Source organism: Rhodococcus sp. RD6.2 (assembly GCF_001040705.1).
GTDB lineage: Bacteria > Actinomycetota > Actinomycetes > Mycobacteriales > Mycobacteriaceae > Rhodococcus_G.
Genome location: NZ_CVQP01000003.1, coordinates 66917 through 89168 on the forward strand (window position 1 = coordinate 66917; position 22252 = coordinate 89168).

General features: G+C 67.9%; 20 protein-coding genes. 14 read left to right on the top strand and 6 right to left on the bottom strand.

Annotated features, from left to right (window positions below; translation table 11 throughout):
* Positions 1-300: 300 nt before the first annotated feature.
* Genes RHCRD62_RS05745 through RHCRD62_RS05755 form a run of 3 tightly spaced genes read right to left on the bottom strand, consistent with a single transcriptional unit; the run spans position 301 to position 3160 of the window.
* Positions 301-1725, bottom strand: a complete 1425-nt coding sequence (locus tag RHCRD62_RS05745) for an NAD(P)(+) transhydrogenase (Re/Si-specific) subunit beta (RefSeq protein ID WP_050063752.1) — start codon at positions 1723-1725, stop codon at positions 301-303.
* On the bottom strand, positions 1725-2048 hold the full coding sequence (locus RHCRD62_RS05750; protein WP_050063753.1) for an NAD(P) transhydrogenase subunit alpha part 2: 324 nt from the start codon (positions 2046-2048) through the stop codon (positions 1725-1727). Before RHCRD62_RS05750 ends, RHCRD62_RS05745 begins: the two co-directional genes overlap by 1 nt.
* Positions 2048-3160 carry a Re/Si-specific NAD(P)(+) transhydrogenase subunit alpha gene (locus RHCRD62_RS05755; RefSeq protein ID WP_050063754.1) on the bottom strand — a complete coding sequence of 371 codons (1113 nt, stop codon included), beginning with the start codon at positions 3158-3160 and terminating at the stop codon, positions 2048-2050. The genes RHCRD62_RS05750 and RHCRD62_RS05755 overlap by 1 nt, the downstream gene beginning before the upstream one ends.
* Positions 3161-3609: 449 nt before the next feature.
* Here RHCRD62_RS05755 and RHCRD62_RS05760 point away from each other — a divergent pair, with 449 nt between their 5' ends.
* Genes RHCRD62_RS05760 through RHCRD62_RS05770 form a run of 4 tightly spaced genes read left to right on the top strand, consistent with a single transcriptional unit; the run spans position 3610 to position 5717 of the window.
* Complete coding sequence (locus RHCRD62_RS05760; protein WP_253277210.1) at positions 3610-3993, top strand: DUF488 domain-containing protein; 384 nt, start codon at positions 3610-3612, stop codon at positions 3991-3993.
* Complete coding sequence (locus tag RHCRD62_RS25720) at positions 3990-4184, top strand: hypothetical protein (RefSeq protein ID WP_157050822.1); 195 nt, start codon at positions 3990-3992, stop codon at positions 4182-4184. The genes RHCRD62_RS05760 and RHCRD62_RS25720 overlap by 4 nt, the downstream gene beginning before the upstream one ends.
* A 58-nt stretch (positions 4185-4242) precedes the next feature.
* Positions 4243-5079, top strand: a complete 837-nt coding sequence (locus RHCRD62_RS05765; protein ID WP_084734103.1) for a maleylpyruvate isomerase family mycothiol-dependent enzyme — start codon at positions 4243-4245, stop codon at positions 5077-5079.
* Positions 5080-5084: 5 nt separating this feature from the next.
* Positions 5085-5717 carry a Type 1 glutamine amidotransferase-like domain-containing protein gene (locus RHCRD62_RS05770; protein ID WP_050063756.1) on the top strand — a complete coding sequence of 211 codons (633 nt, stop codon included), beginning with the start codon at positions 5085-5087 and terminating at the stop codon, positions 5715-5717.
* An 8-nt stretch (positions 5718-5725) separates the two neighbouring features.
* Here RHCRD62_RS05770 and RHCRD62_RS05775 read toward each other — a convergent pair whose 3' ends face one another.
* Both RHCRD62_RS05775 and RHCRD62_RS05780 read right to left on the bottom strand, forming a co-directional pair.
* A complete protein-coding gene (locus RHCRD62_RS05775; protein WP_157050823.1) occupies positions 5726-6013 on the bottom strand; it encodes a hypothetical protein in 288 nt (95 codons plus the stop codon).
* Positions 6014-6235: 222 nt separating this feature from the next.
* The gene (locus tag RHCRD62_RS05780) at positions 6236-6547 is read right to left on the bottom strand and encodes a hypothetical protein (protein ID WP_050063758.1); all 312 of its coding nucleotides are present in this window, start codon (positions 6545-6547) and stop codon (positions 6236-6238) included.
* A gap of 444 nt (positions 6548-6991) precedes the next feature.
* Here RHCRD62_RS05780 and RHCRD62_RS05785 point away from each other — a divergent pair, with 444 nt between their 5' ends.
* The 6 genes from RHCRD62_RS05785 to RHCRD62_RS05810 all read left to right on the top strand — a co-directional run bounded on the left by RHCRD62_RS05785 (position 6992) and on the right by RHCRD62_RS05810 (position 14648).
* Positions 6992-8458, top strand: a complete 1467-nt coding sequence (locus tag RHCRD62_RS05785; protein WP_050063759.1) for a wax ester/triacylglycerol synthase domain-containing protein — start codon at positions 6992-6994, stop codon at positions 8456-8458.
* 60 nt (positions 8459-8518) lie between these two features.
* The gene (locus tag RHCRD62_RS05790) at positions 8519-10846 is read left to right on the top strand and encodes a glycerol-3-phosphate 1-O-acyltransferase (RefSeq protein ID WP_050063760.1); all 2328 of its coding nucleotides are present in this window, start codon (positions 8519-8521) and stop codon (positions 10844-10846) included.
* Entirely contained in the window at positions 10843-12276 is a 1434-nt protein-coding gene (locus RHCRD62_RS05795) for an HAD-IB family hydrolase (protein WP_050063761.1), read from the top strand. Before RHCRD62_RS05790 ends, RHCRD62_RS05795 begins: the two co-directional genes overlap by 4 nt.
* The gene (locus tag RHCRD62_RS05800; protein WP_050063841.1) at positions 12273-12845 is read left to right on the top strand and encodes a DUF4232 domain-containing protein; all 573 of its coding nucleotides are present in this window, start codon (positions 12273-12275) and stop codon (positions 12843-12845) included. Before RHCRD62_RS05795 ends, RHCRD62_RS05800 begins: the two co-directional genes overlap by 4 nt.
* Before the next feature lie 17 nt (positions 12846-12862).
* Positions 12863-13216 carry an iron chaperone gene (locus RHCRD62_RS05805; RefSeq protein WP_050063762.1) on the top strand — a complete coding sequence of 118 codons (354 nt, stop codon included), beginning with the start codon at positions 12863-12865 and terminating at the stop codon, positions 13214-13216.
* Positions 13217-13280: 64 nt separating this feature from the next.
* A complete protein-coding gene (locus tag RHCRD62_RS05810) occupies positions 13281-14648 on the top strand; it encodes an FAD-binding oxidoreductase (protein ID WP_050063763.1) in 1368 nt (455 codons plus the stop codon).
* Between the two features lie 7 nt (positions 14649-14655).
* Here the strand turns inward: RHCRD62_RS05810 and RHCRD62_RS26035 are convergent, their stop codons facing one another.
* Positions 14656-16098 carry a hypothetical protein gene (locus RHCRD62_RS26035; RefSeq protein ID WP_050063764.1) on the bottom strand — a complete coding sequence of 481 codons (1443 nt, stop codon included), beginning with the start codon at positions 16096-16098 and terminating at the stop codon, positions 14656-14658.
* A 268-nt stretch (positions 16099-16366) separates the two neighbouring features.
* Between RHCRD62_RS26035 and RHCRD62_RS05820 the strand changes: the two genes are divergently transcribed.
* The 4 genes from RHCRD62_RS05820 (at position 16367) to RHCRD62_RS26590 (ending at position 22176) form a co-directional block, all read left to right on the top strand.
* Positions 16367-17443, top strand: a complete 1077-nt coding sequence (locus RHCRD62_RS05820) for a TY-Chap domain-containing protein (protein ID WP_050063765.1) — start codon at positions 16367-16369, stop codon at positions 17441-17443.
* A 17-nt stretch (positions 17444-17460) separates the two neighbouring features.
* On the top strand, positions 17461-18399 hold the full coding sequence (locus RHCRD62_RS05825) for a GTP pyrophosphokinase (protein ID WP_050063766.1): 939 nt from the start codon (positions 17461-17463) through the stop codon (positions 18397-18399).
* Between the two features lie 82 nt (positions 18400-18481).
* Entirely contained in the window at positions 18482-21709 is a 3228-nt protein-coding gene (locus RHCRD62_RS05830; RefSeq protein WP_050063767.1) for a DEAD/DEAH box helicase, read from the top strand.
* A gap of 335 nt (positions 21710-22044) precedes the next feature.
* Entirely contained in the window at positions 22045-22176 is a 132-nt protein-coding gene (locus tag RHCRD62_RS26590) for a hypothetical protein (RefSeq protein ID WP_283235440.1), read from the top strand.
* Positions 22177-22252 lie beyond the last annotated feature (76 nt).

Sequence of the window (22252 nt, forward strand, 5' to 3'; positions counted from 1 at the left end):
ATGGGCAGCGTCGAGGACATCATCGGGTTCTTCGTAGACCTCATCACCGACAACGAGCCGATGCCGATCGGCATCATGCCGGTGCTGCCGGGCAATCGCTGAGATCACAGGAGCCCCGACGATGAGCAGCATCACCGACATCGACCCGGTGGCGATCGTGATCGCCGCGATCACCACCGCACTCATCCCGACCGGCAGCGTCATCACCTGACCACCGGTTCCGGAACACGAAGCAACGAAGGCGCCCCTCCCCGAACGAGTCGGAGAGGGGCGCCTTCGTTGCCTGTGGCGGTGCCGGATCTACAGCGCCTTCAGTTCCTCGGTGACGGCGCCGACCATCTTCTTGGCGTCGCCGAAGAGCATCGACGTCTGGTCCGCGGTGAACAGCGGGTTGTCGATGCCGGCGTAGCCGGACGACATGGACCGCTTGAGCACGATGACCGACTTCGACTGGTCGACGTTGAGGATCGGCATCCCGTAGATCGGGGACGACGAGTCCTGACGTGCAGCCGGGTTGGTGACGTCGTTGGCGCCGATGACGATGGTGACGTCGGTGCGGGAGAACTCACCATTGATGTCGTCCATCTCCTTCATCGAGTCGTACTCGACGTCGGCTTCGGCGAGCAGGACGTTCATGTGTCCGGGCATGCGGCCTGCGACCGGGTGGATCGCGTACTTGACCTCGACGCCCTTCTCCTCGAGCAGGTTTGCCATTTCCTTGACGGCGTGCTGGGCCTGCGCGACAGCAAGTCCGTAGCCGGGGACGACGATGACCTGGTTCGCGTACGCCATCTGGATCGCCGCGTCGGAGGCGGAGGTCGCCTTGACGGTGCCACCGGATGCCGCGCCGCCCGCACCGCCTGCGTCTCCGCCGCCGAACGAGCCGAAGATGATCGCCGGGATGGACCGGTTCATCGCCTTGGCCATGAGGTTGGTCAGGATGGTGCCCGACGCACCGACGATCATGCCTGCGACGATCATCGCCTGGTTGTTCAGTGCCAGGCCGGCCGCCGCGGCGGACAGACCGGTGAGGGCGTTGAGCAGGGAGATGACGACGGGCATGTCGGCGCCGCCGATCGGCAGCACCACGAAGAGGCCCATCACACCGGCCGCGACGAGCAGACCGAGGATCAGCAGCGACGACTGCGGGTCACCGTCGGCGCCCATGCCGATGTAGACGGCAAGTCCGATCGAGATCAGCGCCAACGCCATGTTCGCGACCTGGAAGGCCTTGGCATTGGAGACGAAGACCTTCTCCACGTTCTTGTTCAGCAGTTCCTGCAGCTTCGCGAACGCCACCAGCGAGCCCCAGAAGGAGACCGAACCGATGATCGCGGCGAACAGCGAGCCGATGATGAACGGTGCCGACGGCACCGCCTCGACGGCGGTGAAGCCGTCGGAGTTGAGGAACTCGGCCCACGCGATCAGCGCGACCGTGCCACCGCCGACGCCGTTGAACAGCGCGACCAGCTGCGGCATCGCGGTCATCTTGGTGCGCAGCGCGGGCGGCACACCGAGGACGACACCGACGATCAGGCCGGCGGCGATGAGAATCCAGTTGTCGGTCTCGCGGACGTCGATCAGCACGGCCACGACGGCGACCAGCATGCCGACGGCAGCGATGTAGTTGCCGCGCACCGCGGTCTTCGGGCCGGTCAGGCCCGAGAGACCGTAGATGAACATCGAGAACGCGACGATGTACAGGATTGTGACGAGGTAGCCCATCAGGCGTCAGCCTCCTTCTTCTCGGCCACAGCCTTCTTGGGCTTGAACATCGCAAGCATCCGATCGGTGACGACGAAGCCGCCGACGACGTTCAGGGTGCCGAACACCAGCGCCACGAACAGGATCAGCTTGATCGACCACGGCGCGTCGCCGGGGAGGTGTCCGAGGACGACCAGCGCGCCGAGCACGACGATGCCGTGGATGGCGTTGGTACCCGACATCAGCGGCGTGTGCAGCGTGTTCGGAACCTTGGAGATGACGGCGAATCCGACGAACCCGGCCAGGACCAGGATCGCGATGTTCGCGAGCAGTTCGTTGTACATCAGGCGTTCGCCTCCCGGGTGACGCAGGCGGCCGCGAGGATCTCGTCGTCGAAATCGGGTGCGAGTGCGCCGTTGTCGTCGAGCATCAGCTCGATGACGGCCTGCAGGTTCTTCGAGTACAGCTCCGACGCGTGCTCGGGCATCGTCGCGGGCAGGTTCAGCGGCGAGCAGATCGTCACACCGTGCTTGACGACGGTCTGACCGGGCTCGGTCAGTTCGCAGTTGCCGCCGGTCTCGCCCGCGAGGTCGACGACGACGCTGCCGGGCTTCATGCCTTCGACCGCTGCGGCGGTGACCAGGCGAGGAGCGGGACGGCCGGGCACGAGTGCGGTCGTGACCACCACGTCGAAGCCCTTGATCGCGTTCTCGAGCGCCTGCTGCTGCTGCGCCCGCTCGTCGTCGGTGAGTTCACGCGCGTAACCACCTTCACCGGCGGCGTCGATACCGAGGTCGAGCCACTGCGCGCCGACGGAGCGCACCTGGTCGGCAACCTCCGGACGCACGTCGTAGCCGGTGGTCCGGCCGCCGAGCCGCTTCGCGGTCGCGAGGGCCTGCAGACCGGCGACACCGACACCGAGAACCAGCACGGTCGCCGGCTTCACGGTGCCCGCGGCGGTGGTCAGCATCGGGAAGTACCGGGTGGACTCCGATGCGGCGACGATGACGGCCTTGTAGCCGGCGACGTTCGCCTGCGACGACAGCGCGTCCATCACCTGGGCGCGGGAGATGCGCGGGATCGCCTCGACGGCGAACGCGGACACTCCCGCGGCCTTCAGTGCGGCGATCCCGTCCGGGTTGGTGCGCGGCGCCAGGAATCCGATCAGGACGGATCCCGACTTCAGCTTCGCGGTTTCGGCGTCGGTGGGCGGCGCGACCTTGACGACCAGGTCAGCCGACCACGGGTCGCCGATGGTGGCACCGGCCTCCTTGTACAGCTCGTCCGGGATCAACGCCCCAAGGCCGGCGCCGGCTTCGACGACGACGTCGAGGCCCTTGCCGATCAGGGTGGTGACGACCTTGGGCACGAGGGCCACTCGACGTTCGCCGTCGTTCGTCTCTCGAACGACGCCGACCGTCGGGCGCGCCTGCGGCGTGCTCTTCGATGTTTCCAATGTGACTGCTTTCCTGCGATGAATTGGGGCGGGCCGAGAGGGTGGAGGCCCGAATGCGGACGAACGGCGTATGTCCGGCGGCACGAGGTGGGCCAATGCTAGCCAGACTTACGGTCCCGAAGGCACCTCGGATCCCGACTTTCGCCTACTGAATCGAATCCGTACTGGAGTTAACCCAGCACAGAGTCCTCTTATTGTGCCCCAGGTCACAGACCTGATTCGGCATGTTGGGTGACCTGGACCTTTGTTCGTCACGTCCCTGGATCTCACAGGACACACATCGAACGTGTGAGATTCACAATGGCAAGCAGGTAACCGTCACAACTCGACGATGTGCCCGGCGCGGTCCGTCCGGACTCCCTAAACTGGGCTCAGGTGGGAGCCCACACCGCACGCCGTGACGATTCGGGCGCAAGCACCGGAGGCGATCGATGATCGACAGGAATGCAGTGACCAGAGCCGCCCTCGACGGCGCGCACGTCACCGTCGAGCGGGTCTACGACCATCCCGAAGCCGAACCGGGCACGGTTCGCGTGTTCGTCGACCGACTCTGGCCGCGCGGGGTTCGCAAGGACTCCTTCCACTACGACGACTGGGCGAAGGACCTCGCCCCGTCGACGGAACTGCGTCGCTGGTACAGCCACGACACCTCACACTTCCGCGAGTTCCGAGCCCGTTATCGGGCCGAGCTCGAGTCCGACGCCGGCCAGGAGTCCGTCGACCACGTCCGCGCGCTCGCGCAGGGGCATGCCCTCGTGCTGTTGACCGCGACCCGGGACGTCGCGCACAGCCACGCGGAGGTTCTGGCGGAGTTCCTGGAGGAGAAACGTTGATCGCGAGCCGTGACCACATGACCCGGGAGCCGATGACCCAGGAGCCGATGACGGAGCACTCCGACGCGCGGAAACCGGGCGGCGAGGACCTCGGCGGCGACCCGGTGTGCTGGCTGGATCGCGTGTGCCCGGAGTGCGGCGCGTTCCTGCCCGACGGCCCCGAACACCCCTGCCCGCGCTGCGCCGGGTAGGCACGCCGGATTCGCCGACTCCCGGCGCTGCTGGTGGGCCGGTCCTAGAGTTGGCCGGGTGAGTGACGCGAAGACACCGACCCTGCTCGACAAGGAACCCCTCACGGACGCCTTGATCGGCGAGTGGCAGACGATCGGATTCCTGCTCGACGAGTTGACCCCCGCGCAGTGGTCGACGCCGTCTCCCCTGCCCGGCTGGTCGGTACAGGACGTGGTGGCACACCTGATCGGAACGGAGTCGATGCTCGCGGGTATCGATCCGCCGGTCGAGGAGGGCGACGTCCCCGATTCGCCCCACGTCCACAATCCGATCGGCGCGTTCAACGAACGCTGGATCCACGGACTGCGTGAGCACACGCCCGAGCAGATCCTCGCTCACTACCGGGACATCACCTCCCGCCGCGCCGACGCGCTCCGGACGATGACGCAGGCCGATTTCGACGCGCCGTCGATGACGCCGGTCGGCCCGGACAGCTACGGCCGCTTCATGCGGACCCGCCTGTTCGACTGCTGGTTCCACGAACACGACATCCGCGACGCGATCGGGCGGCCGGGCGACGAGGGTGACGTGCGCGCCGAGTACGCCCTCGCCGAACTCCTCTCGGGTGTCCCCTTCGCCGTTGCGAAGAAAGGCAGGGCTCCGCAGGGCACGTCGGTGACCTTCGCACTGACCGGCCCCCTGGCTCGGAACATTCACGTGGCGGTCGAGGGCCGCGCCGCGCTCGTCGACGAGCTGCCGGGCCCGGCGACGACGACACTGACCATGGATTCGCGGCTGTTCACCCGGTTGTGCGGCGGCCGGGTCTCGCCCACCGACCGAGCGGGCGAGGTGACGATCACCGGTCACGAGGAACTCGGCATCCAGATCGCGACCAATCTGGCGTTCACGATCTGACGGCGATGCGACTGTTTCTCGCGTCGTACCGGTTCGGCGCGCACCGTGACCGGTTCGTGCACCTCGTCGGCGGCTCGGGCCGGGTCGCGGTGATCGCGAACGCAGCGGATGCATGGGGAACGGCGCGGGACTCTGCCGTGGTGTCCGACCTGGTTCCGTTACGGAGACTCGGTTTCGACGCGCACGAGTTGGACCTGCGAAAGTACGCAGGCACGCCCGACGAGCTGCGGAATCACCTGGCGGGGTGCGACGCGGTGTGGGTCCGTGGCGGCAACACCTTCGTGTTGCGCGCACGGCTCGCGGCGTGCGGCGGTGACGCGGTTCTGACGGATCTGCTGCGGCAGGATGCGCTGGCGTATGCCGGCTACAGTGCGGGCGCGTGTGTGATGTCGCCGAGCTTGCGCGGCCTCGAACTCGTGGACGACCCGGCCGAGGTCGAGGCGGTGTGCGGGACGACGCCGATCTGGGACGGTCTCGGTCTGATCGATTTCGCAATCGTGCCGCACCATCGTTCTCCGGGCTATCCGGCAGAGGAGGTCGAGTTGATCGACCGCATCGCCGACGGCTACCTGAGGTCGGGCGTGAAATACAGAACCCTCACCGATGACGAGGTCGTCGTGATCGATGAGGGTTCGTGAATGTCGGATCAGCCGAGAACGCCCGAGCGGGTGCAGAGGACGGGAAGCAGCGACGGGCGGCGCGGAGCCTTGAGTCGTCGCCGGGAGATCTCGTCGGCTCCCGCGAGCAGCGCGTCGACGAGGATCTCGGGGTCGCGGCGCCATGCCGCGACCACTCCGGCAAGGGCCTCGTCCGTGAACAGTCCACTGTCCGAGAGCGCCTCCCGCCAGGTGTTCAGCTCACCGTCGCGCACCTGGTCGACGGCGTGGACGTCGATCTCCCCGCCATCCCACTCACAGGACAGAACCGCACTCATCAACTCTTGGGTCGGAGTTGCCAGGTTGTTCATACGGCCGATCCCTTCGTCGTAATGACTTCGAGCGACGGTGTAACACTGTGACGCCGTCGAGCGATTGGAGCCCAACCTAGCCGGAATTCTCGGCCTTGACGAGGACGAATCGCCACAATCTGGTAACAGAGTGTCCACTGTGACTGATGTGACGAACGAGACGACGAACGGTCGGCCGCCCTCCGGGGATCAGCTGACGAACGCGGCTTCGGCCGCGACAGCGGCAGGCACCCGCGACGCCCGCACTCGCCGCGAGGTGACCTCGTCGGCGCCATCCAACAGGGCGTCGACCAGGAGTTCCGGATTTCCACGCCAGGCAGCTTCGAGGTCGCGCACCATGTCGTTGGCAAGCAGTCCGGAGTCGGCGACGGCGCAGACCCAGTCGTCCAGCTTTCCGGCCCTGATCGCGTCGACGGCATCCGAGTCGACGGAGTCCAGGTCGTCGAACTCATAGGCGAAGATTGCCCGCACGATCCCGTCGATTGCACTCGTCACGGCCATCGGTAACTCCAATCACGCACTCCGCGCATCCGGGCGCGGTAACAACGAGCGTCGGCCAACCAACCGACACTTTCGCCGGACCTGTAACGAATCACCGGTACCGAGCGATGGGGGCAATCTAGCGCGGTCAGAGCATTGTTTGTATAGCCAGCATCGAAACATCTGGTTAACCGGCGTGTGTGATGCACCACAAAATACTCATACACCCCCCGGCTGGTTCCGGAGGCGATATGGATCGACTCCCCCGTCCGGTGGACGGCCTCGGCACGGCGCGCACGCCTGCCCACCCGGCACGACACTCGCACTCACGACGGAATCCGCCCCGGAGCGCACCGGGCGGGTACAGACTGAGGGAGGCACCCGCAGGCGTGACCCGCGTCGGCAACGACCTGGAGTGGACGGCGGCGTGTGCGCAACCGCAGTCGACGACGTTGGGAGTGCGACATGGGTGACGGCCGACCTCTCGTTCCTCCGAGCGCGGTGGATGTCGACCTCTCCGGTGTGGCAGCGGGTTGGGACCGCACCATGTCCGATCTCGAGGCGGGCATGTGGCGGATGGAGGAGGCACAGCCGAGGCTCCGATCGCCGATCGTCGCCGTGGACGTCCTCGACGAGTCCCCTGACTGGGATCGGCTCGTGCGGGCGCACGAATGGGCGTCGCACATCGTCCCGCGAATTCGGATGCGCGCCGTGGAACCCGTTTTCGGCCTGGGCAATCCGGTGTGGTCGGTGGACCCGGAGTTCGACCTGGACTACCACCTGCGTCGGGTTCGGTTGCCCGAGCCCGCGACGTTCGACCACGCGCTGCGGATCTGCAGGCATCTGGCCTGCGAGCCGTTCGACAAGGCCAGGCCCCCGTGGACGGCGATGCTGATCGAGGGACTCGACGACGGCCGCGCGGTCTACTTCGTCAAGACCCACCACAGCATGACCGACGGCATGGGCGGCATCGGCCTGATGACGCTCCTGCACAGCAGGCGCCGCGAGCCGACCCCGGACAAGCCCGACCGTCTGCCCGCGCCGCCGGAGAACCTGAACACCGTGACGGCCTTCGGTGAGGAGGTCGTCACGCAGTTACGCCGCACTCCAGGCCTCATCCGAGGGCTCGTCGACGGCGCGGTGCGCACCGCGGCGGCAGCCGTCACCGATCCGTTGGGGACGGCGGGCGACGTGCTCGGCTACGCGAACTCACTGCGCCGTATCGTCACGCCGCCGCCGGCGGAAGGCTCTCCCCTGCTCCGCGACCGCGGCCTCGGACGGTGGTTCGGCGTCCTCGAAGTCGGTCTGCCCGAACTCAAGACCGCGGCCAAGGCGGCAGGCGGCTCGGTGAACGACGCCTACGTCGCCGCGCTGCTCGGAGGATTCGCCCGGTATCAGCGTGCACGAGGCCAGGAGCCCTCCCCCGTCCCGATGGGTATGCCGGTGAACATGCGCACCGCCTCGGATCCGTCGGGCGGCAACCGGTTCACCGCGGTCCGGTTCGTGGGTCCCGCGACCGTGGACGACCCCACCGAGCGCATCGCGAAGGTGCGGGCGATCGTCCTCGGGTTGCGGGAGGAACCGGCGATCGACGCACTCGACATGGCCGCGCCCGTCTTGTCCCGACTCCCGACCTGGTTGCTCGCCAACTGGTACCTGTCACAGTCGACGGGACTCGATCTGCAGGCCAGCAACGTCGCCGGAGTTCCCGTTCCGGTCTACCTCGCGGGCGCACGGATCGAGCGAATGTTCCCGTTCGGCCCGGCACCGGGCTGCGCGGTGATGGCGACGATGGTCTCGCACGTCGGAGTGTGCTGCATCGGAGTCAACCTCGACACCGCCGCGGTAGCCGATCCGAAGCTGTTCATGGACTGCCTCCAGGAGGCCCTCGACGAAGTGGTGGCCCTTGGCGTGTCCGACGGGTCGAGGTGACGACCTCGGCGAGGATGGAGGTGCTGTGAGCATGGCCGTGCAGCGAGGATGGGGAGTGCGATGACGAACTCGACGAGGCCTCGGGTGTACCTGACCGAGGCGATGACGGAGACGGAGTCCGGGGTGCTGCACACCTGGCTCGGCGAGCAACTGAGCGACGCCACCGTCCCGGCGACCGCGGTCGCCATCACCGATCAGGCGCTGCTCGACCTGACGAGGCGCGAGGACGACCCGCTCCTGACGCCGGTTCGGGTGGTGTGGCTGCCGCGGAACCCGAACGAGCCGGGCACGGTTCGCGTGCGCGAGGCGATATCACCGCGCGACCCACTGCATCCGGGCCGCGGCGCGCAGCGTCGACTGCTCCGCACCGATCCGACGCGCTGCCGGGTGATCGAGGGTGAGCCCGCCCCGCTCAGCGACCTCGAACGCCGCCTCGCGGAGGACGGCGGCGGATCGCTGCCCGAGTACATCCGAAGGCAGGCCGCGCTGGCACTGGAACGGGCCGAACGGACCCTGCTCGGCGACCAGTACAAGGTGTCGAGGTTCGTGGTCGACGAGATCACCGACAGCAGGCGGTACCGCGAGGGCATCCGTCGTCTCTCGGCGGAGCAGCACGTCCGACTCAGCGACGTCGACCAGCACGCCCGGGCATCCCTCGACGAGCTGGTCGCGACGCAGAGCAGACGCGCGGTCGCGCTGTGGGGCCGGCTGGGCCGCTACTTCTCCCGCGCCTACCGCCTCGACGTGGACACCGCCCGGTTCGACGAGCTGCGGGAACTCAACCGCCAGCACTCACTCGTATTCCTGCCGAGCCACCGCTCGTATCTCGACCCGCTGGTGCTGCGTCCGGCGCTGCTGGCCAACGATCTTCCGCTCAATCACGTCATGGGCGGCTTGAACATCAATTTCTGGCCGATCGGTCCGATCGGGAAACGCAGTGGCACCGTGTTCATCCGGCGCAAGTTCGGCGACGACGAGGTGTACAAGTGGACGCTGCGCGAGTACATGCGGTACCTGATCACGAAGCGGTTCAACCTCGAGTGGTATATCGAGGGCGGCCGCGGCCGCACCGGAAAGCTGCGGCCGCCGCGCTTCGGGATTCTCACGTACCTCGCGCAGGCGTTCCAGTCGTCGGTCGCCTCGGACGTGTATCTCGTTCCGGTCTCTCTCATCTACGACCAGTTGTACGAGGTGTCGGCGATGGCGGCGGAGGCGCACGGCGAGGTCAAGCAGAAGGAAGGTCTGCGGTGGATGGTCGGCTACGTCCGCGCGCAGGGTGAGCGCAACGGTGTCGCGCACGTGACCATCGGCAGACCGTTGTCGTTGGCACAGGCTCTCGCCCAGGAATCCGATCAGCGTCGCGCCATCCAGAAGACGGCGTTCGAGGTCTGTCACCGCATCAACGAGGTCACGCCGATCACCGCCTCGTCGCTGGTGCTGCTCGCCTTCCTCGGCATCGAGGATCGTGCGCTGACCGTCCGCGAGTTGGAGCTCATCCTGACTCCGCTCATCGAATACATCGTGATCCGGGACCTGCCGACGGCAGGCGACGTCGACCTGACGAACCCGCAGGTGGTGCGGAAGGCACTGCAGACACACCTGGATTCGGGTGTCCTGCGGCGCTACGCCGAGGGTGACGAGCTCGTCTACTATCTCGGATCCGATCAGCACCTCGTCGCGGCGTTCTACCGCAACAACAGCATCCACTTCCTCGTCAACCGTGCGATCGCGGAGTTGGTGATCCAGGGCGCCGTCGACGATCACCCCGACAATCTGGTGACGTCGGGGTGGGAAGACGCGAAACGCATCCGCGACATCCTCAAGTTCGAGTTCTTCTTCCCGGACAAGGCCACGTTCGAACAACAGATGCGGGACGAACTGACGATCATCCGCTCCGGCTGGGAGGACGACCTCGACGACCCCGACCACGCGTCCACGATGCTGGCGGCGGTTCTCCCCTACCTGGCACACCGGGTGCTGCAGCCGTTCCTCGAAGCCTACGAGGTGGTGGCCGATCAGCTGGTCGTGATGCCGGTGTCGTCGACCTTCGACGAGAAATCGTTCATGACAAAGTGTCTCGGAATCGCCAAACAGCGCCGCTTGCGCCAGCAGATCGCCAGCAGCGAGTCGATCTCGAGCGAACTGTTCGGCACCGCCCTGGCACTGGCCCGCAATCGAGGGCTCGTCGAAACCGACGTCGAGGACGGTGACGCGGCGGGCGCCGATGCCGTCGTGGTACGCCGGGAGGAGTTCGCCGCGGAGATCCGGGCCCTGGTCCGTCGGGTGCGGCGGATCCGGGAACTCGCCCACGAGCGACTTGCCACCCTGACCGAACCCGATGTGGCTTCGGGCGCACCGGAATCCAACTCGGACGGACCAAGCGCATGACCGCCCTCGACGACCTGTACCGGGCGATTGCGGAGGCGCCGCCCGGCCCGGGAACGCTGGCGGCCTTCGACCTCGACGGCACCCTGATCTCGGGGTACTCGGCGTCCGTCGTGTACCGGGATCGACTGCGCAGCTTCGACATCAGTCTCGGCGAGCTGCTGCGCACGACGGGTGCGGCCTTCGACACGCAGTTCCGGGGAGCCGACGTCGGCGCACTGATGGACATCGCCGTGCAGGCCCTCGCAGGCAGGCAGGACGACGAACTGCGGGAGTGGGGTCTGCGGCTGTTCCGGCAGCAGATCGCGGGCATGATCTACCGCGACGCCCGTGACATCCTCGCCGCGCACCGTAGGGCCGGGCACACAATCGTCATGGCGACGTCCGCGACGCCGTACCAGGCGCAGTACGTCGCGGACGACCTCGACATCGCCGACGTGCTCTGCTCGACTCCCGAAGTGGTGGACGGCATGCTGACCGGACGCCTCGCGGCACCGCCGCTGTGGGGCGAGGCGAAGGCGAAGGCACTCGCCGAGTACGCGGCCGATCACGGCGCCGACCTCGCGGACGCGTTCGCCTACTCGAATGGCAACGAGGACGTGCCGATGCTCGAGTCGGTGGGCAGGCCCGTTGCGCTCAATCCGGACCGCAGCCTCACCCGACGCGCCCAGCGCAGCGAGTGGCCCGTGGTGCGCCTCGCGGAGCCGCAGCGCGGACCGACGGTGTTGTCCACGGCCCGCACCGCGACCGCGCTCGGTGCGCTGATGACCGCCAGTGCGGTCGGCGTCGGCGCCGGTCTGCTGACCCGCAGTCGCCAGAACGCGGCGAATCTCGTCGGGACCGTCGGGCCCGATCTCGCGTTGGCGATCCTCGGGATTCACGTCGAGGTACAGGGACGCGACAACGCGTGGAGCCATCGTCCCGCGGTCTTCATGTTCAACCACCAGAGTTCGCTGGACGTGCTCGTGCTCGGGACCGTCATCCGCCGGGACGTCACGGGCGTGGCGAAGCAGGAGGCGGCGCACGATCCGCGTTTCGCTCCCGTCGGGGCGTTGCTCGACGTCGCATACGTCGATCGGGCCGACACGTCACGAGCCAAGGCCGCGCTCGCTCCCGCGGTGCAGAAGCTGAAGTCGGGGATCTCCATCGCGATCGCGCCGGAGGGAACCCGGTCTCCCACTCCGAAACTCGGCCGGTTCAAGAAGGGCGGCTTCCACCTGGCGCTGCAGGCCGGGGTTCCGGTCGTGCCGATCGTCATCCACGATGCAGGCGAACTGATGTGGCGCAATTCGTTCGTCGCCCACCCCGGTACGGTTCACGCCGAGGTCCTCGATCCGGTGCCGACGACCGACTGGACGACGGAGAATCTCGACGACCACGTCCGCGAAGTGCGCGAGCTGTTCGAGGAATGCCTGCGACGGGGTCCGCGATGATCACTCGCGCCGCTGCGCTGGGCACCGCTGTCCTGGGCGCCGTGGCGATCCTCGCGGGGTGCTCCTCGGACGACGAACCACCGAAATCGATCACCATCGAGTTGGCACCCACGGACCAGGTCGCGTCGGCGACGACGGACATTCCGGTCGCGGACCGGTGCACCGCCGACGAACTGTCGCTGAACCTCGGGCGCACCGACGGGTCGGCGGGGTCCGTGACGATGCCGCTGGTGTTCACGAACACCGGGGACCGCACCTGCATCCTGTCCGGCTTCCCCGGCGTCTCCTACGTCACCGCCGAGAACGGCACGGAGGTCGGCGCGGCGGCGACGCGGTCGGGTTCGCCGAGCGGTCCCGTCACCCTGGCCCCCGGCGGACGCGCGACGGCGTCGGTCCGCGCGGTGCAGGTCCTGAACTACCCGGACTACCAGTGTGGCCCGACACCGGTTGCCGGACTTCACGTGTATCCGCCGGACGACTCGGCCGCACTGTTCGTCGCCTACCCGGGCACCGGATGCGCACTGCCCAACGTGGATCAACTGCAGGTCACCGCGGTCGCACCGATGTGATCGCCGAAAGGGGCGTCATGGCAGAGACATTCGACTCGGTGGACGACTACCTGGCGTCGTTCCCCGACGAGACCCGCGAGGTGCTCGACGGGATCCGGCGCACGCTCCACGACGCCGTTCCGGACGCAGGCGAGAAGATCAGCTACCAGATCCCCACTCTCACCGTCGACGGCAAGTCGGTCGTGCACTTCGCCGGGTGGGCCAAGCACGTCAGTGTGTATCCCCTCCCGGAGGGCGACGACGCGTTCGCCGCCGATCTCGCCCCCTACCGGTCCGGCCCGGGAACCGCGAAGTTCCCGTTGAGCGAGCCGATCCCCTACGACCTGATCGGCCGCATCGCCACCTTCCTCGTGATCGAACGCGCCGGATGAGCCACCGACGACCCCGGCGGGGCGCCTGGTGGCCACGCGGGGACCGTGAGCGAATGATGAGGGCATGACCGCTGATCTGACCGCCCTCGCCGGGGAACTCCCCGACGGAGTCCTCCTCACCGACCCCGACATCGTCGCCGGCTACCGCCAGGACTGGGCCGCCGACCCGAACGCGGGCACACCGCTCGCGGTGGTGCGCGCCACCAGCACCGACGACGTGCAGACCGCGGTGCGGTGGGCCGCCGCGCACCGCGTCCCGGTGGTGCCGCGCGGCGCCGGATCGGGGCTGTCGGGTGGTTCGTCCGCCGTCGACGGTGGGATCGTGTTGTCCACCGAGCGCATGCGGGCCGTGGAGGTCGATCCGGTGACACGCACCGCCGTCGTCGGTCCCGGGTTGCTCAACGCCGAGGTCAAGCAGGCCGCTGCCGAGCACGGTCTCTGGTACCCGCCTGACCCGTCGTCGTTCGAGATCTGCTCGATCGGGGGCAACGCCGCCACCAACGCGGGCGGCCTGTGCTGCGTGAAGTACGGCGTCACCACGGACTATGTGCTCGGGATGCAGGTGGTGCTGGCCGACGGGACGGCGGTTCGGTTGGGTGGGCCGCGGCTGAAGGATGTGGCGGGCCTGTCCTTGACGAAGTTGTTCGTGGGCAGCGAGGGCACTCTCGGCGTCATCACCGAGCTGACCCTCAAACTGATTCCGGCGCAACCGCCGAGGTCGACGATGGTTGCGTCGTTCGCGACGGTGGAGGCCGCGGCGGAAGCGGTGCTGGCGATCACCCGAACGCTGCGCCCGGCGATGCTCGAGTTCATGGACCAGGCGTCGATCAACGCCGTCGAGGATTCGCTGCGGATGGGACTGGACCGGTCCGCCCGCGCCCTGCTGTTGGCGCAGTCCGACGCTCCGGGTGCTGCCGCGGAACAGGAGATCGCCGCGATGGTCGCGGCCTGTGAATCCTGTTCCGCCACCGAGGTGTTCGCCACCGACGATCCCGACGAGGGTGAGGCGTTCACCGCCGCCCGCCGCGCGGTGTTCCCCGCAGTGCAGGCGCTCGGGTCTCTGCTCCTCGAGGACGTAGGGGTGCCGATGCAGGCGCTGCCGACGCTGATCGCAGGCGTCGAGCGCATCGCCGCCGACTGCGGGGTCCGGATCTGTGTCGTCGCGCATGCCGGCGACGGGAACACCCACCCGCTGATCGTCTTCGACCCGAACGACACCGACGAGACCGCCCGCGCTCAGCGTGCGTTCGGTGACGTGATGGACCTGGCACTCCAGCTGGGCGGCACGATCACCGGCGAACACGGCGTGGGTCGCCTCAAGCGGGACTGGTTGCCGAACCAACTGGGGCCGGACGTGATGGACCTGACCCGCCGGATCAAGAACGCTCTCGATCCGGACGGCATCCTCAATCCCGGCGCGGTCCTCTCCTGACCCGGCGTCACGCCCCAAGAACGGGTGGCGCAACCAGCGGCAACGTCCCGACCAGGTCGTTGCCGTTGTCGGCGTTGACCAGGTAGGCGGGCGTGTCGTGCTCGGCGTCGGAGTCGCCCTGGCCGCGCCCGGCAGCGGGCGGCATCATGCCCGCGCCGGGTGCGCCCGGCTTCCCCGCAGCGCCCGCACCGGCAGCCGATGCCGCGGGCACCTGTCCGCCACCGGGAGCGGCCACGACACCCGATCCTCCGTACCCTCCGGACCCGGGACCTGTTCCCGCATAGCCTGACCCGGCCGACCCTGCCCCACCCGATCCGTGGCCGGGTGTCGTGGAACCGTAACCACTGCCACTGCCACTGCCACTGCCCGGTGAACCCACACCGGCGCCCCCGACCGCCGGGCCCGAGCCGTCCGGGCCCAGCCCGGCCGCCCGCACCTCGCTCCGGTCGTCCGACCCACCCGCCAACTCGTTCGGATTCGCGGCGGTCGCGTCGTCCCCCGCCGCTGCGTGGCCGGTGCCCTGCGCCGATCCGCTCTCGCTTCCGGGAGTGCCCGCCGCGGTGTCGACGTCGGCGTTCCGCGGCCCCTCCTGGTCGGCCGGCCACGTTCCGGTGCCGCCACCGCCGCCCGCGCCTCCGCCGCCCGTGCCTCCGTCGCCCGTGCCTCCGTCGCCGCCACTCCCGGGACCACCGGTCACGCTGACCGGCGACGGCAGCGTCGGCACCCGCGTGTCGGCCTGCCGCATGACCGGGCTGTACACCGTTTTCATGATGTGAATGGCCTGCTGGTGGGCTTCACTGGCCTCGTGCATCGGCCCCTTGATCCCGAAGGCGCTGAGGACGAAGTCGTGGGGTCGGGACAGGAAGCCCAGTTCCACCGGCGGCGGAATGGTCGCCTTCACCTGAGTGATCGCCGTGGCCGCCTCCTCCACCTTCGTTCCCACGAGGCTGCCCGCGGCCGCCAACTGATCGGACGCCGTCACGTAGCGCTCGGTGGCCTCCTTGGCACTGTCCGCCGCGATACCCGCCCATCGGGCCGCGTCACCGCTCCCGATCTCGCCCATCACGGCGACCTTGAAGTCGTTGAGCCCCACGCTCAGTGCGGCGCCGATCGCGGTCCACCCTTCCGCACTGGCAGTGACGACAGCCGGGTTCATCGGCTCCACCGCTGCCATGATCGCCTCGTGGGACAGGGAATCGAAGTTCTCGTCGACGTACACGTTGGCGTCGAACTCGCCGCCGAAGCGGCTTTCGAGTTCGGACTGCCTGGGGTAGATCGCGGCACGGTCGTCGTTTCCGACGCTCCAGTGGTCGATCTGCGCGCGCCCCGGCACCTCACCGCCGACGATGTCCACCAGGGCGGGCCCCGCCACGTCCATGGCGATACCCGCCGCGCCCACAATGGCCGAGCCCAGCACCTCGGTCGGCACGAGCTTGTCCACGAAGCTCATACTCGCCCCCTCCACATCGCTTCCATCAGGCCCCGCTCACGATCCCGCTCACGGCGATGGCCACCCACGCGACACCCGCAACTGCGATTCGCCGCATGTCACCCCCTGTCGAAGTCGGCCCACTGGTCGTTTGGACGCGTGGGAGTCCGATTCGGTTCCACGTTCTCGGGACATGTCGTGGACTACCGGCTCGGCTCCCGGCTGCGGGCCGTCAGTCGCGATAGCGTGGACGTCACATGCATGCCGGGCACGACGGACGAGGGGGATCATGGCCGAATCGGAGAGTTTCGATGTCGTCGTCGACCGCGCCTGGTCCGACCATCAGGATCGCCTGGCCGACGTGATCGCGGTGATGCGGGAGGACGATCTTCTGGCCCTCGAACTGGGCGAGGAGTCCAGCGTCGACGGGTTCGTCCCGTGCGTGCAGTTCCTGGCGTGGGGGAACGGCCAGATCCGCTGCGAGGTGCCGTCGAATGCCTATCTCGATCCGCGGTATCGGCTGTCCGCGGCCGACGAGGCACAGCTGGTGACGTTGGGGTGGCAACGACCGACCCGGGCCCCCGACGACGAGCCCGATTCGGGTTCGCCCGCGTTCTTCGTCGACAAGCCGTCGAACTGGGCGGATCAGTTGGCCGCGATGTCGGTGACGGTCTTCCGTGAGGTGTGGTCGGTGCCGCATCCGACGTTCCTGCGGGTCGATGCGCCGGGTGCACAGGAGTGGGCCGACGCGCTGGAGCCGGCAGAGGCGGACGACGAGCCGTACTCGCTGGATCTGGCGCGGGCGGTGACTCCACGCGACTCCGCTCACCTGTACGACCTGGTCGCGTCGACGTTGTCGGAGTTGTTCGACGAGCCGGCCGGCGACGACGACCCGGACGGCGACGACGACTTCATGGTGGCGATCGGGCAGCTCGTCGGTTTCGTGGGGCCACACCTCGACGGCGGTGAGGTGCAGGTCCGGATGCCGCTGGTGCGGGACGTCAGCGACCGCACCCGGGCGAGTGAGCTGGTGGCGGATCTGAATCGGCGGTGGCCGCATCTGAAGTTCACGCTGACCGCGGATCGGGTGGACGTGTGGGCGGCAGTGCTGGCGACCCCGTACGTTCCCCAGCATCTGATCGACACGATGCAACAGTTGTTCGCGTTCGCGCGGACGGTCGATCCGCGTTTCGCCCACCGGTTCGGTGGCCGGTTGGACGCTCTGGTGGACGATGAAACGGACGCCGTCGAGGTGCAGCGTGGTGAGTTGACGCCGCCGCAGGCGCCGAGTCAGGGACGACCGGGGCGTCAGGGTGAACTGTTCCCGGATCCGGACGAGCAGACGCTCTTCGACGAGCCGAACTGATCGACCACCGACGGACCATGCGGAGGACGAAGAAGGCGGACGCGGTGGCGGCGCTGGTCGACACGCTGTACGACCAGCGGGAGCGAGCGTGGGCGGCGGCGCTGGTGACGACGCAGACCTTCCTGGACACGCTGGCCGATTCGGTACTCGAGGACGAGGATCGCGACCGGCTGAACGCCGACGAGGCCCGGATCAAGGATCGGGCGCGGACCGTCGACAAGATCATGCGCAAGGTGGCGAACGGGCGGATCCAGCGCCCGACGACTCCGGAGGAGGTCGCCGAGTCGTTGCACGACCTGCTCGGCGTGAAGGTGCTGTGCAAGACACCTCGTGATCTGACCGCCTTCACGGAAAAGCTGGAGGAGGCGTGCGCGTCCCCTGCGTGTTCGGTACGGCTCGCGCACCCGCCCACCGATTACGTCACCGCACCGAAGGACAGCGGGTACCGCGCCTACCACGCGGTGTTGCTGGTGAAAGTTGCGACGCACGAGGGCGATCTCCCGGTGAAGGTGGAGGTGCAGGTGAAGACGCGCCTGCAGGACGCGTGGGGTGAGCTGACGCACGAGGACATGTACAAGCCCGGCAAGGCGCTCAAGCCCAACGAGTTCCACCAGGAGGTGGCGCGCCGGATGGCGGAACTCCTCGACAACGTGGACACGATGGCGGATCTGCTCGCGGCGGAACTGGATCGGCAGACCGCACCGGAAGGCGAAGCGGGCCCGGAGCTCGACGAGGTGACGGTGTTCGCGCGGGTCACCCGAACGGGCAGACGCTATGCGCTGGCGATCTCCCCGGACGGCAGGCAGGGGCTGATTCCCGCACGATCCGTGCGGGCCGCACTCGGGACGAATGCCCGGATCAACGTCGCCAGCCATCTCCACGTCGGGGACACGGTGGACGTGCGGATCGAGGAGACGGACACGGCCCTCTACTTCCATCCCGTGTCACTCGGCTGAGCGTGGGACCAGCAGCGGAGTCACCCGGACCGGCCACCTGTGCACACCGCTTCGGTTCGCGGTCGCGGTACGGTCGGAGGTTATGAGCGCCGACCCGCACGCCGATTTCACCCTTGCTTCGTTGGCGCGGGTGGTCGGGCAGACGTCCTACGGTCGCGGCGTCCGCTATGCCCGTTCGGGCGCGGTCGCGGGCATCGACTGGTATCCGGACGAACTGAGGGCGATCGGGACCGTGGAGGGTACGGGTTCGTATCAGGCGATCGCGAACTTCCAGCGGTTCGGTGAGGAGATCGAGTTCACCTTCGGACAGTGTTCGTGCCCGGTCCGGATGAACTGCAAGCACGTGGTGGCGTTGACGGTCGTGTTGGTCGAATCCGCGTTGGACGAGGCGGAGTCCGGACCGGACTGGGAGGCTGTCCTCGACTCCGCTCTGCCCGAGGACCACGCCCAGGGCGGGACGATGCCACTGGGTGTGCAGTTGTCACTGATGCGCGGCCCGCGTTCGGACCGGTGGGGCATGGCAGCGAGGCTGGTTCGGCCCGGCAAGGCGGGCTGGGTGAACGGCAACATGACGTGGTCCGGTCTCGGGCACGTTCCCGAGGCGGACCCACGACAGGTCCTGCTTCTCGCCGAGTTGTGGTCGACGTATCAGGTGGGCAGGCGCGGCTACTACGGATACGGCAACGAGAAGGACATCGACCTCACATCCGTGGTGCCGGAACGATTGTGGACGCTGATCGACGAGATGTACGACGCCGGTGTCGAATTCGTCCACACCCGGAAGGAGATGGGGACGATACCGCGGCCTGCCCGTGCCGAGTTGGTCGTGGACCTCTCCCGGTCGGATCGTGGTCTCGACGTGACACCGACCATCCACGTCGACGACTCCGACGTCCCCGTGAGCGTGCTCGGATTCTTCGGCTCCGACCCGCACGGGGTGCTCTACCTTCCCTCCGACGAGCCACGCAAGCCGGAACCCGACCGATGGCCGTTCCGAATGGCCCGGCTCACCGGGCGCGCACCACGGGCGATGCAGGACCTGATCATCGGGAACGAGTCGGTGACGGTGCCACCGGAGGACACGACCCGGTTCACCAGCGAGTACTTCCCCCGCCTGCAGCGCGCTGCGGCGGTCCGCTCGTCGAGTGACGACTTCACGCCGCCGACAGTGGAGGGCCCCGGACTGGTCCTCGACGTCGCCTATTCCGAAGGGCACCGCGCCGATGTGACGTGGTGGATGGCCTACCGGATCGACGGCGTGGAACGGCTGGCGGCGCTGGACGGTCCCCTGCACGAGGCGTTCCGTTCGGAGGAGCGTGAACGTGCGCTGCTCGCCGGACTCGACGCGCCACTGGACCAGTACGGACTACGCCGGGAGGGCATCGACCGTCCGTACCCGCGCGTGACGTTGCACGGCCTCGACACCGCCCGGGTGGCGGGCGAGCTGCTGCCGTTGCTCGAGGGCCGCGACGACGTCGAGGTCCGGGTGAGCGGCAGTCCCGCCGACTACCGGGACGCGGGCGAATCCCTGCAGATCGGGGTCGGCACCGACGCGACGGACGACGGTGACTGGTTCGATCTGGAGATCACGGTCCGCGTCGAGGGTCAGCCGGTTCCGTTCAAGGACGTCTTCACCGCCCTCAGCGCGGGCGACTCGCATCTGCTGCTCCCCGACGGCGCGTACCTGTCCCTGGACAAGCCTGAGCTGCAGCGCCTGAAGGCGCTGATCACCGAGGCCAGGGACATGCACGACCAGGATCCGAACCAGTTGCGGCTGAGCAGGTTCCAGGCCGGGGTGTGGGAGGAGTTGGCGGCGCTCGGCGTCGTGGAGCGTCAGGCCGAGCAGTGGCGGGTGCAGGTACAGGGCCTGCTGGACCTCACCGAGACCGCGGACCTGGAGCCACCGTCAACGCTGCAGGCGACACTGCGGCCCTACCAGCTCGAGGGGTTCCGGTGGCTGGCGTTCCTGTGGACGAACCGACTCGGTGGCATCCTCGCGGACGACATGGGACTCGGCAAGACGGTGCAGTCGTTGGCGCTGATCTGCCATGCGCGGCAGACGAAGTCGTCGGCTGAACCCGTACTGATCGTGGCGCCGACGTCGGTGGTGCCGAACTGGGCGTCCGAGGCGCAGCGGTTCGCGCCGCATCTGAACGTCGTCGCCATGTCCGAGACGTCCGCGAAGCGCGGTGCGGCACTCGGCGAGTCGATCGAGGGTGCGGACGTGGTGATCACCTCGTACACGCTGGCACGGCTCGACGCCGACGAGTACGAGTCGTACCGATGGTCGATGCTGTTGCTCGACGAGGCGCAGTTCGTCAAGAATCACCGATCCAAGGCGTATCAGGCGATGCGCCGGATCGACGCCCCGACGAAGGTCGCGATCTCGGGCACGCCGCTGGAGAACACCCTGATGGAGCTGTGGTCGCTGCTGTCGATCACGGCGCCGGGGCTGTTCCCGCATCCGACGAAGTTCCAGGAGTTCTACCGCACACCCATCGAGAAGTCCGGGGACACCGAACTTCTCGCCCAGCTGCGCAGGCGGATCCGTCCCCTGATGCTGCGCCGCACGAAGGAGCAGGTCGCCGCCGATCTGCCCGAGAAGCAGGAGCAGGTGCTCGAGGTCGAGTTGTCGCCGCTGCACCGCAAGCTCTACGACACCCGGCTGCAGCGGGAGCGGCAGAAGATTCTCGGTCTGGTCGACGACCTCGACTCCAACCGGTTCACGATCCTGCAGTCGCTGACGGTGCTGCGGCAGCTCAGCCTCGACCCCGCCCTCGTCGACGACACGCACCGGACGGTGGGGTCTGCGAAGATCGACGCGCTGATCGAGCAGCTCGAGGACGTCGTCGCGGGCGGGCACCGAGCGCTGGTGTTCAGCCAGTTCACCGGCTTCCTCGACCGGGTTCGCACGCGCCTCGACACGGAGAACATCGCGCACTCCTACCTCGACGGGCGGACCCGGGGTCGCGCGCAGGTGCTCGACGAGTTCAAGAGCGGCGACGCGCCCGTCTTCCTGATCAGCCTCAAGGCGGGCGGGTTCGGGCTGAATCTCACCGAGGCCGACTACTGCTTCCTGCTCGATCCGTGGTGGAACCCCGCCACCGAGGCGCAGGCGGTGGACCGCACCCATCGAATCGGCCAGACCCGAAACGTGATGGTGTATCGACTCATCGCCAAGGACACGATCGAGGAGAAGGTGATGACGCTCAAGGGGCGGAAGTCGGAACTGTTCTCGTCGGTGGTCGACGAGGGCGGTGCGTTCAGCTCGTCACTGTCGGCCGAGGACATCCGCGAGCTGCTCAACTGAAATCGTGGCTCCCCCACGCCAACCCTCCCACTGTTAGCATCACCTAAGTTCCTGGGTCACCGACCCGAGAACCATCGAAGATGACTGCCGCTCAAGAGAACTGCGTCGAGCGGCGCTTTCACGTGAGGAGATACACATGGGATCGGTCGAGGATCTGTTGGCGTCCAGCCAGCTCGTTTCGTCGTTGGAGCACCTGTTCGGCGTGCTCGCGGGACTCTCCGCCTCCTGACCGCCGGCTGCGCCCCGAACAGCGGACGCAGCGCCACTCCCCGACCCGTCGGGGTGAACTTTTTCACCCGGGACCGCATTGGTCCCGCCGCATTTGGAGGTACACCATGGGTTCTCTCGAAACCGCCGCCCTGATTCCGCTCGGCAGCGTCGACATCGTCGGTGCCGGCCTGGTCGACTCGGTCACCAACACCATCAACGCGCTGGTCATCCTGGCCGGCGGGATCAGCCAGAGCTGATCCGACGCTCGTCACCGACCAAGGCCCGTACGGCACTGCGCCGTACGGGCCTTGGTCGTCGTCGGACACCGATCCC

Bases quoted from the DNA above. Each gene is read 5' to 3' on its own strand.
- RHCRD62_RS05825 (WP_050063766.1), top strand. From the start codon at position 17,461: ATGCGGAGGACGAAGAAGGCGGACGCGGTGGCGGCGCTGGTCGACACG.
- RHCRD62_RS05800 (WP_050063841.1), top strand. From the start codon at position 12,273: ATGATCACTCGCGCCGCTGCGCTGGGCACCGCTGTCCTGGGCGCCGTG.
- RHCRD62_RS05775 (WP_157050823.1), bottom strand. From the start codon at position 6,013: ATGAGTGCGGTTCTGTCCTGTGAGTGGGATGGCGGGGAGATCGACGTC.
- RHCRD62_RS05750 (WP_050063753.1), bottom strand. From the start codon at position 2,048: ATGTACAACGAACTGCTCGCGAACATCGCGATCCTGGTCCTGGCCGGG.
- RHCRD62_RS26590 (WP_283235440.1), top strand. From the start codon at position 22,045: ATGGGTTCTCTCGAAACCGCCGCCCTGATTCCGCTCGGCAGCGTCGAC.
- RHCRD62_RS05805 (WP_050063762.1), top strand. From the start codon at position 12,863: ATGGCAGAGACATTCGACTCGGTGGACGACTACCTGGCGTCGTTCCCC.
- RHCRD62_RS05795 (WP_050063761.1), top strand. From the start codon at position 10,843: ATGACCGCCCTCGACGACCTGTACCGGGCGATTGCGGAGGCGCCGCCC.
- RHCRD62_RS05745 (WP_050063752.1), bottom strand. From the start codon at position 1,725: ATGGGCTACCTCGTCACAATCCTGTACATCGTCGCGTTCTCGATGTTC.
- RHCRD62_RS05770 (WP_050063756.1), top strand. From the start codon at position 5,085: ATGCGACTGTTTCTCGCGTCGTACCGGTTCGGCGCGCACCGTGACCGG.
- RHCRD62_RS05830 (WP_050063767.1), top strand. From the start codon at position 18,482: ATGAGCGCCGACCCGCACGCCGATTTCACCCTTGCTTCGTTGGCGCGG.
- RHCRD62_RS05785 (WP_050063759.1), top strand. From the start codon at position 6,992: ATGGGTGACGGCCGACCTCTCGTTCCTCCGAGCGCGGTGGATGTCGAC.
- RHCRD62_RS05780 (WP_050063758.1), bottom strand. From the start codon at position 6,547: ATGGCCGTGACGAGTGCAATCGACGGGATCGTGCGGGCAATCTTCGCC.
- RHCRD62_RS05790 (WP_050063760.1), top strand. From the start codon at position 8,519: ATGACGAACTCGACGAGGCCTCGGGTGTACCTGACCGAGGCGATGACG.
- RHCRD62_RS05810 (WP_050063763.1), top strand. From the start codon at position 13,281: ATGACCGCTGATCTGACCGCCCTCGCCGGGGAACTCCCCGACGGAGTC.
- RHCRD62_RS05820 (WP_050063765.1), top strand. From the start codon at position 16,367: ATGGCCGAATCGGAGAGTTTCGATGTCGTCGTCGACCGCGCCTGGTCC.
- RHCRD62_RS26035 (WP_050063764.1), bottom strand. From the start codon at position 16,098: ATGAGCTTCGTGGACAAGCTCGTGCCGACCGAGGTGCTGGGCTCGGCC.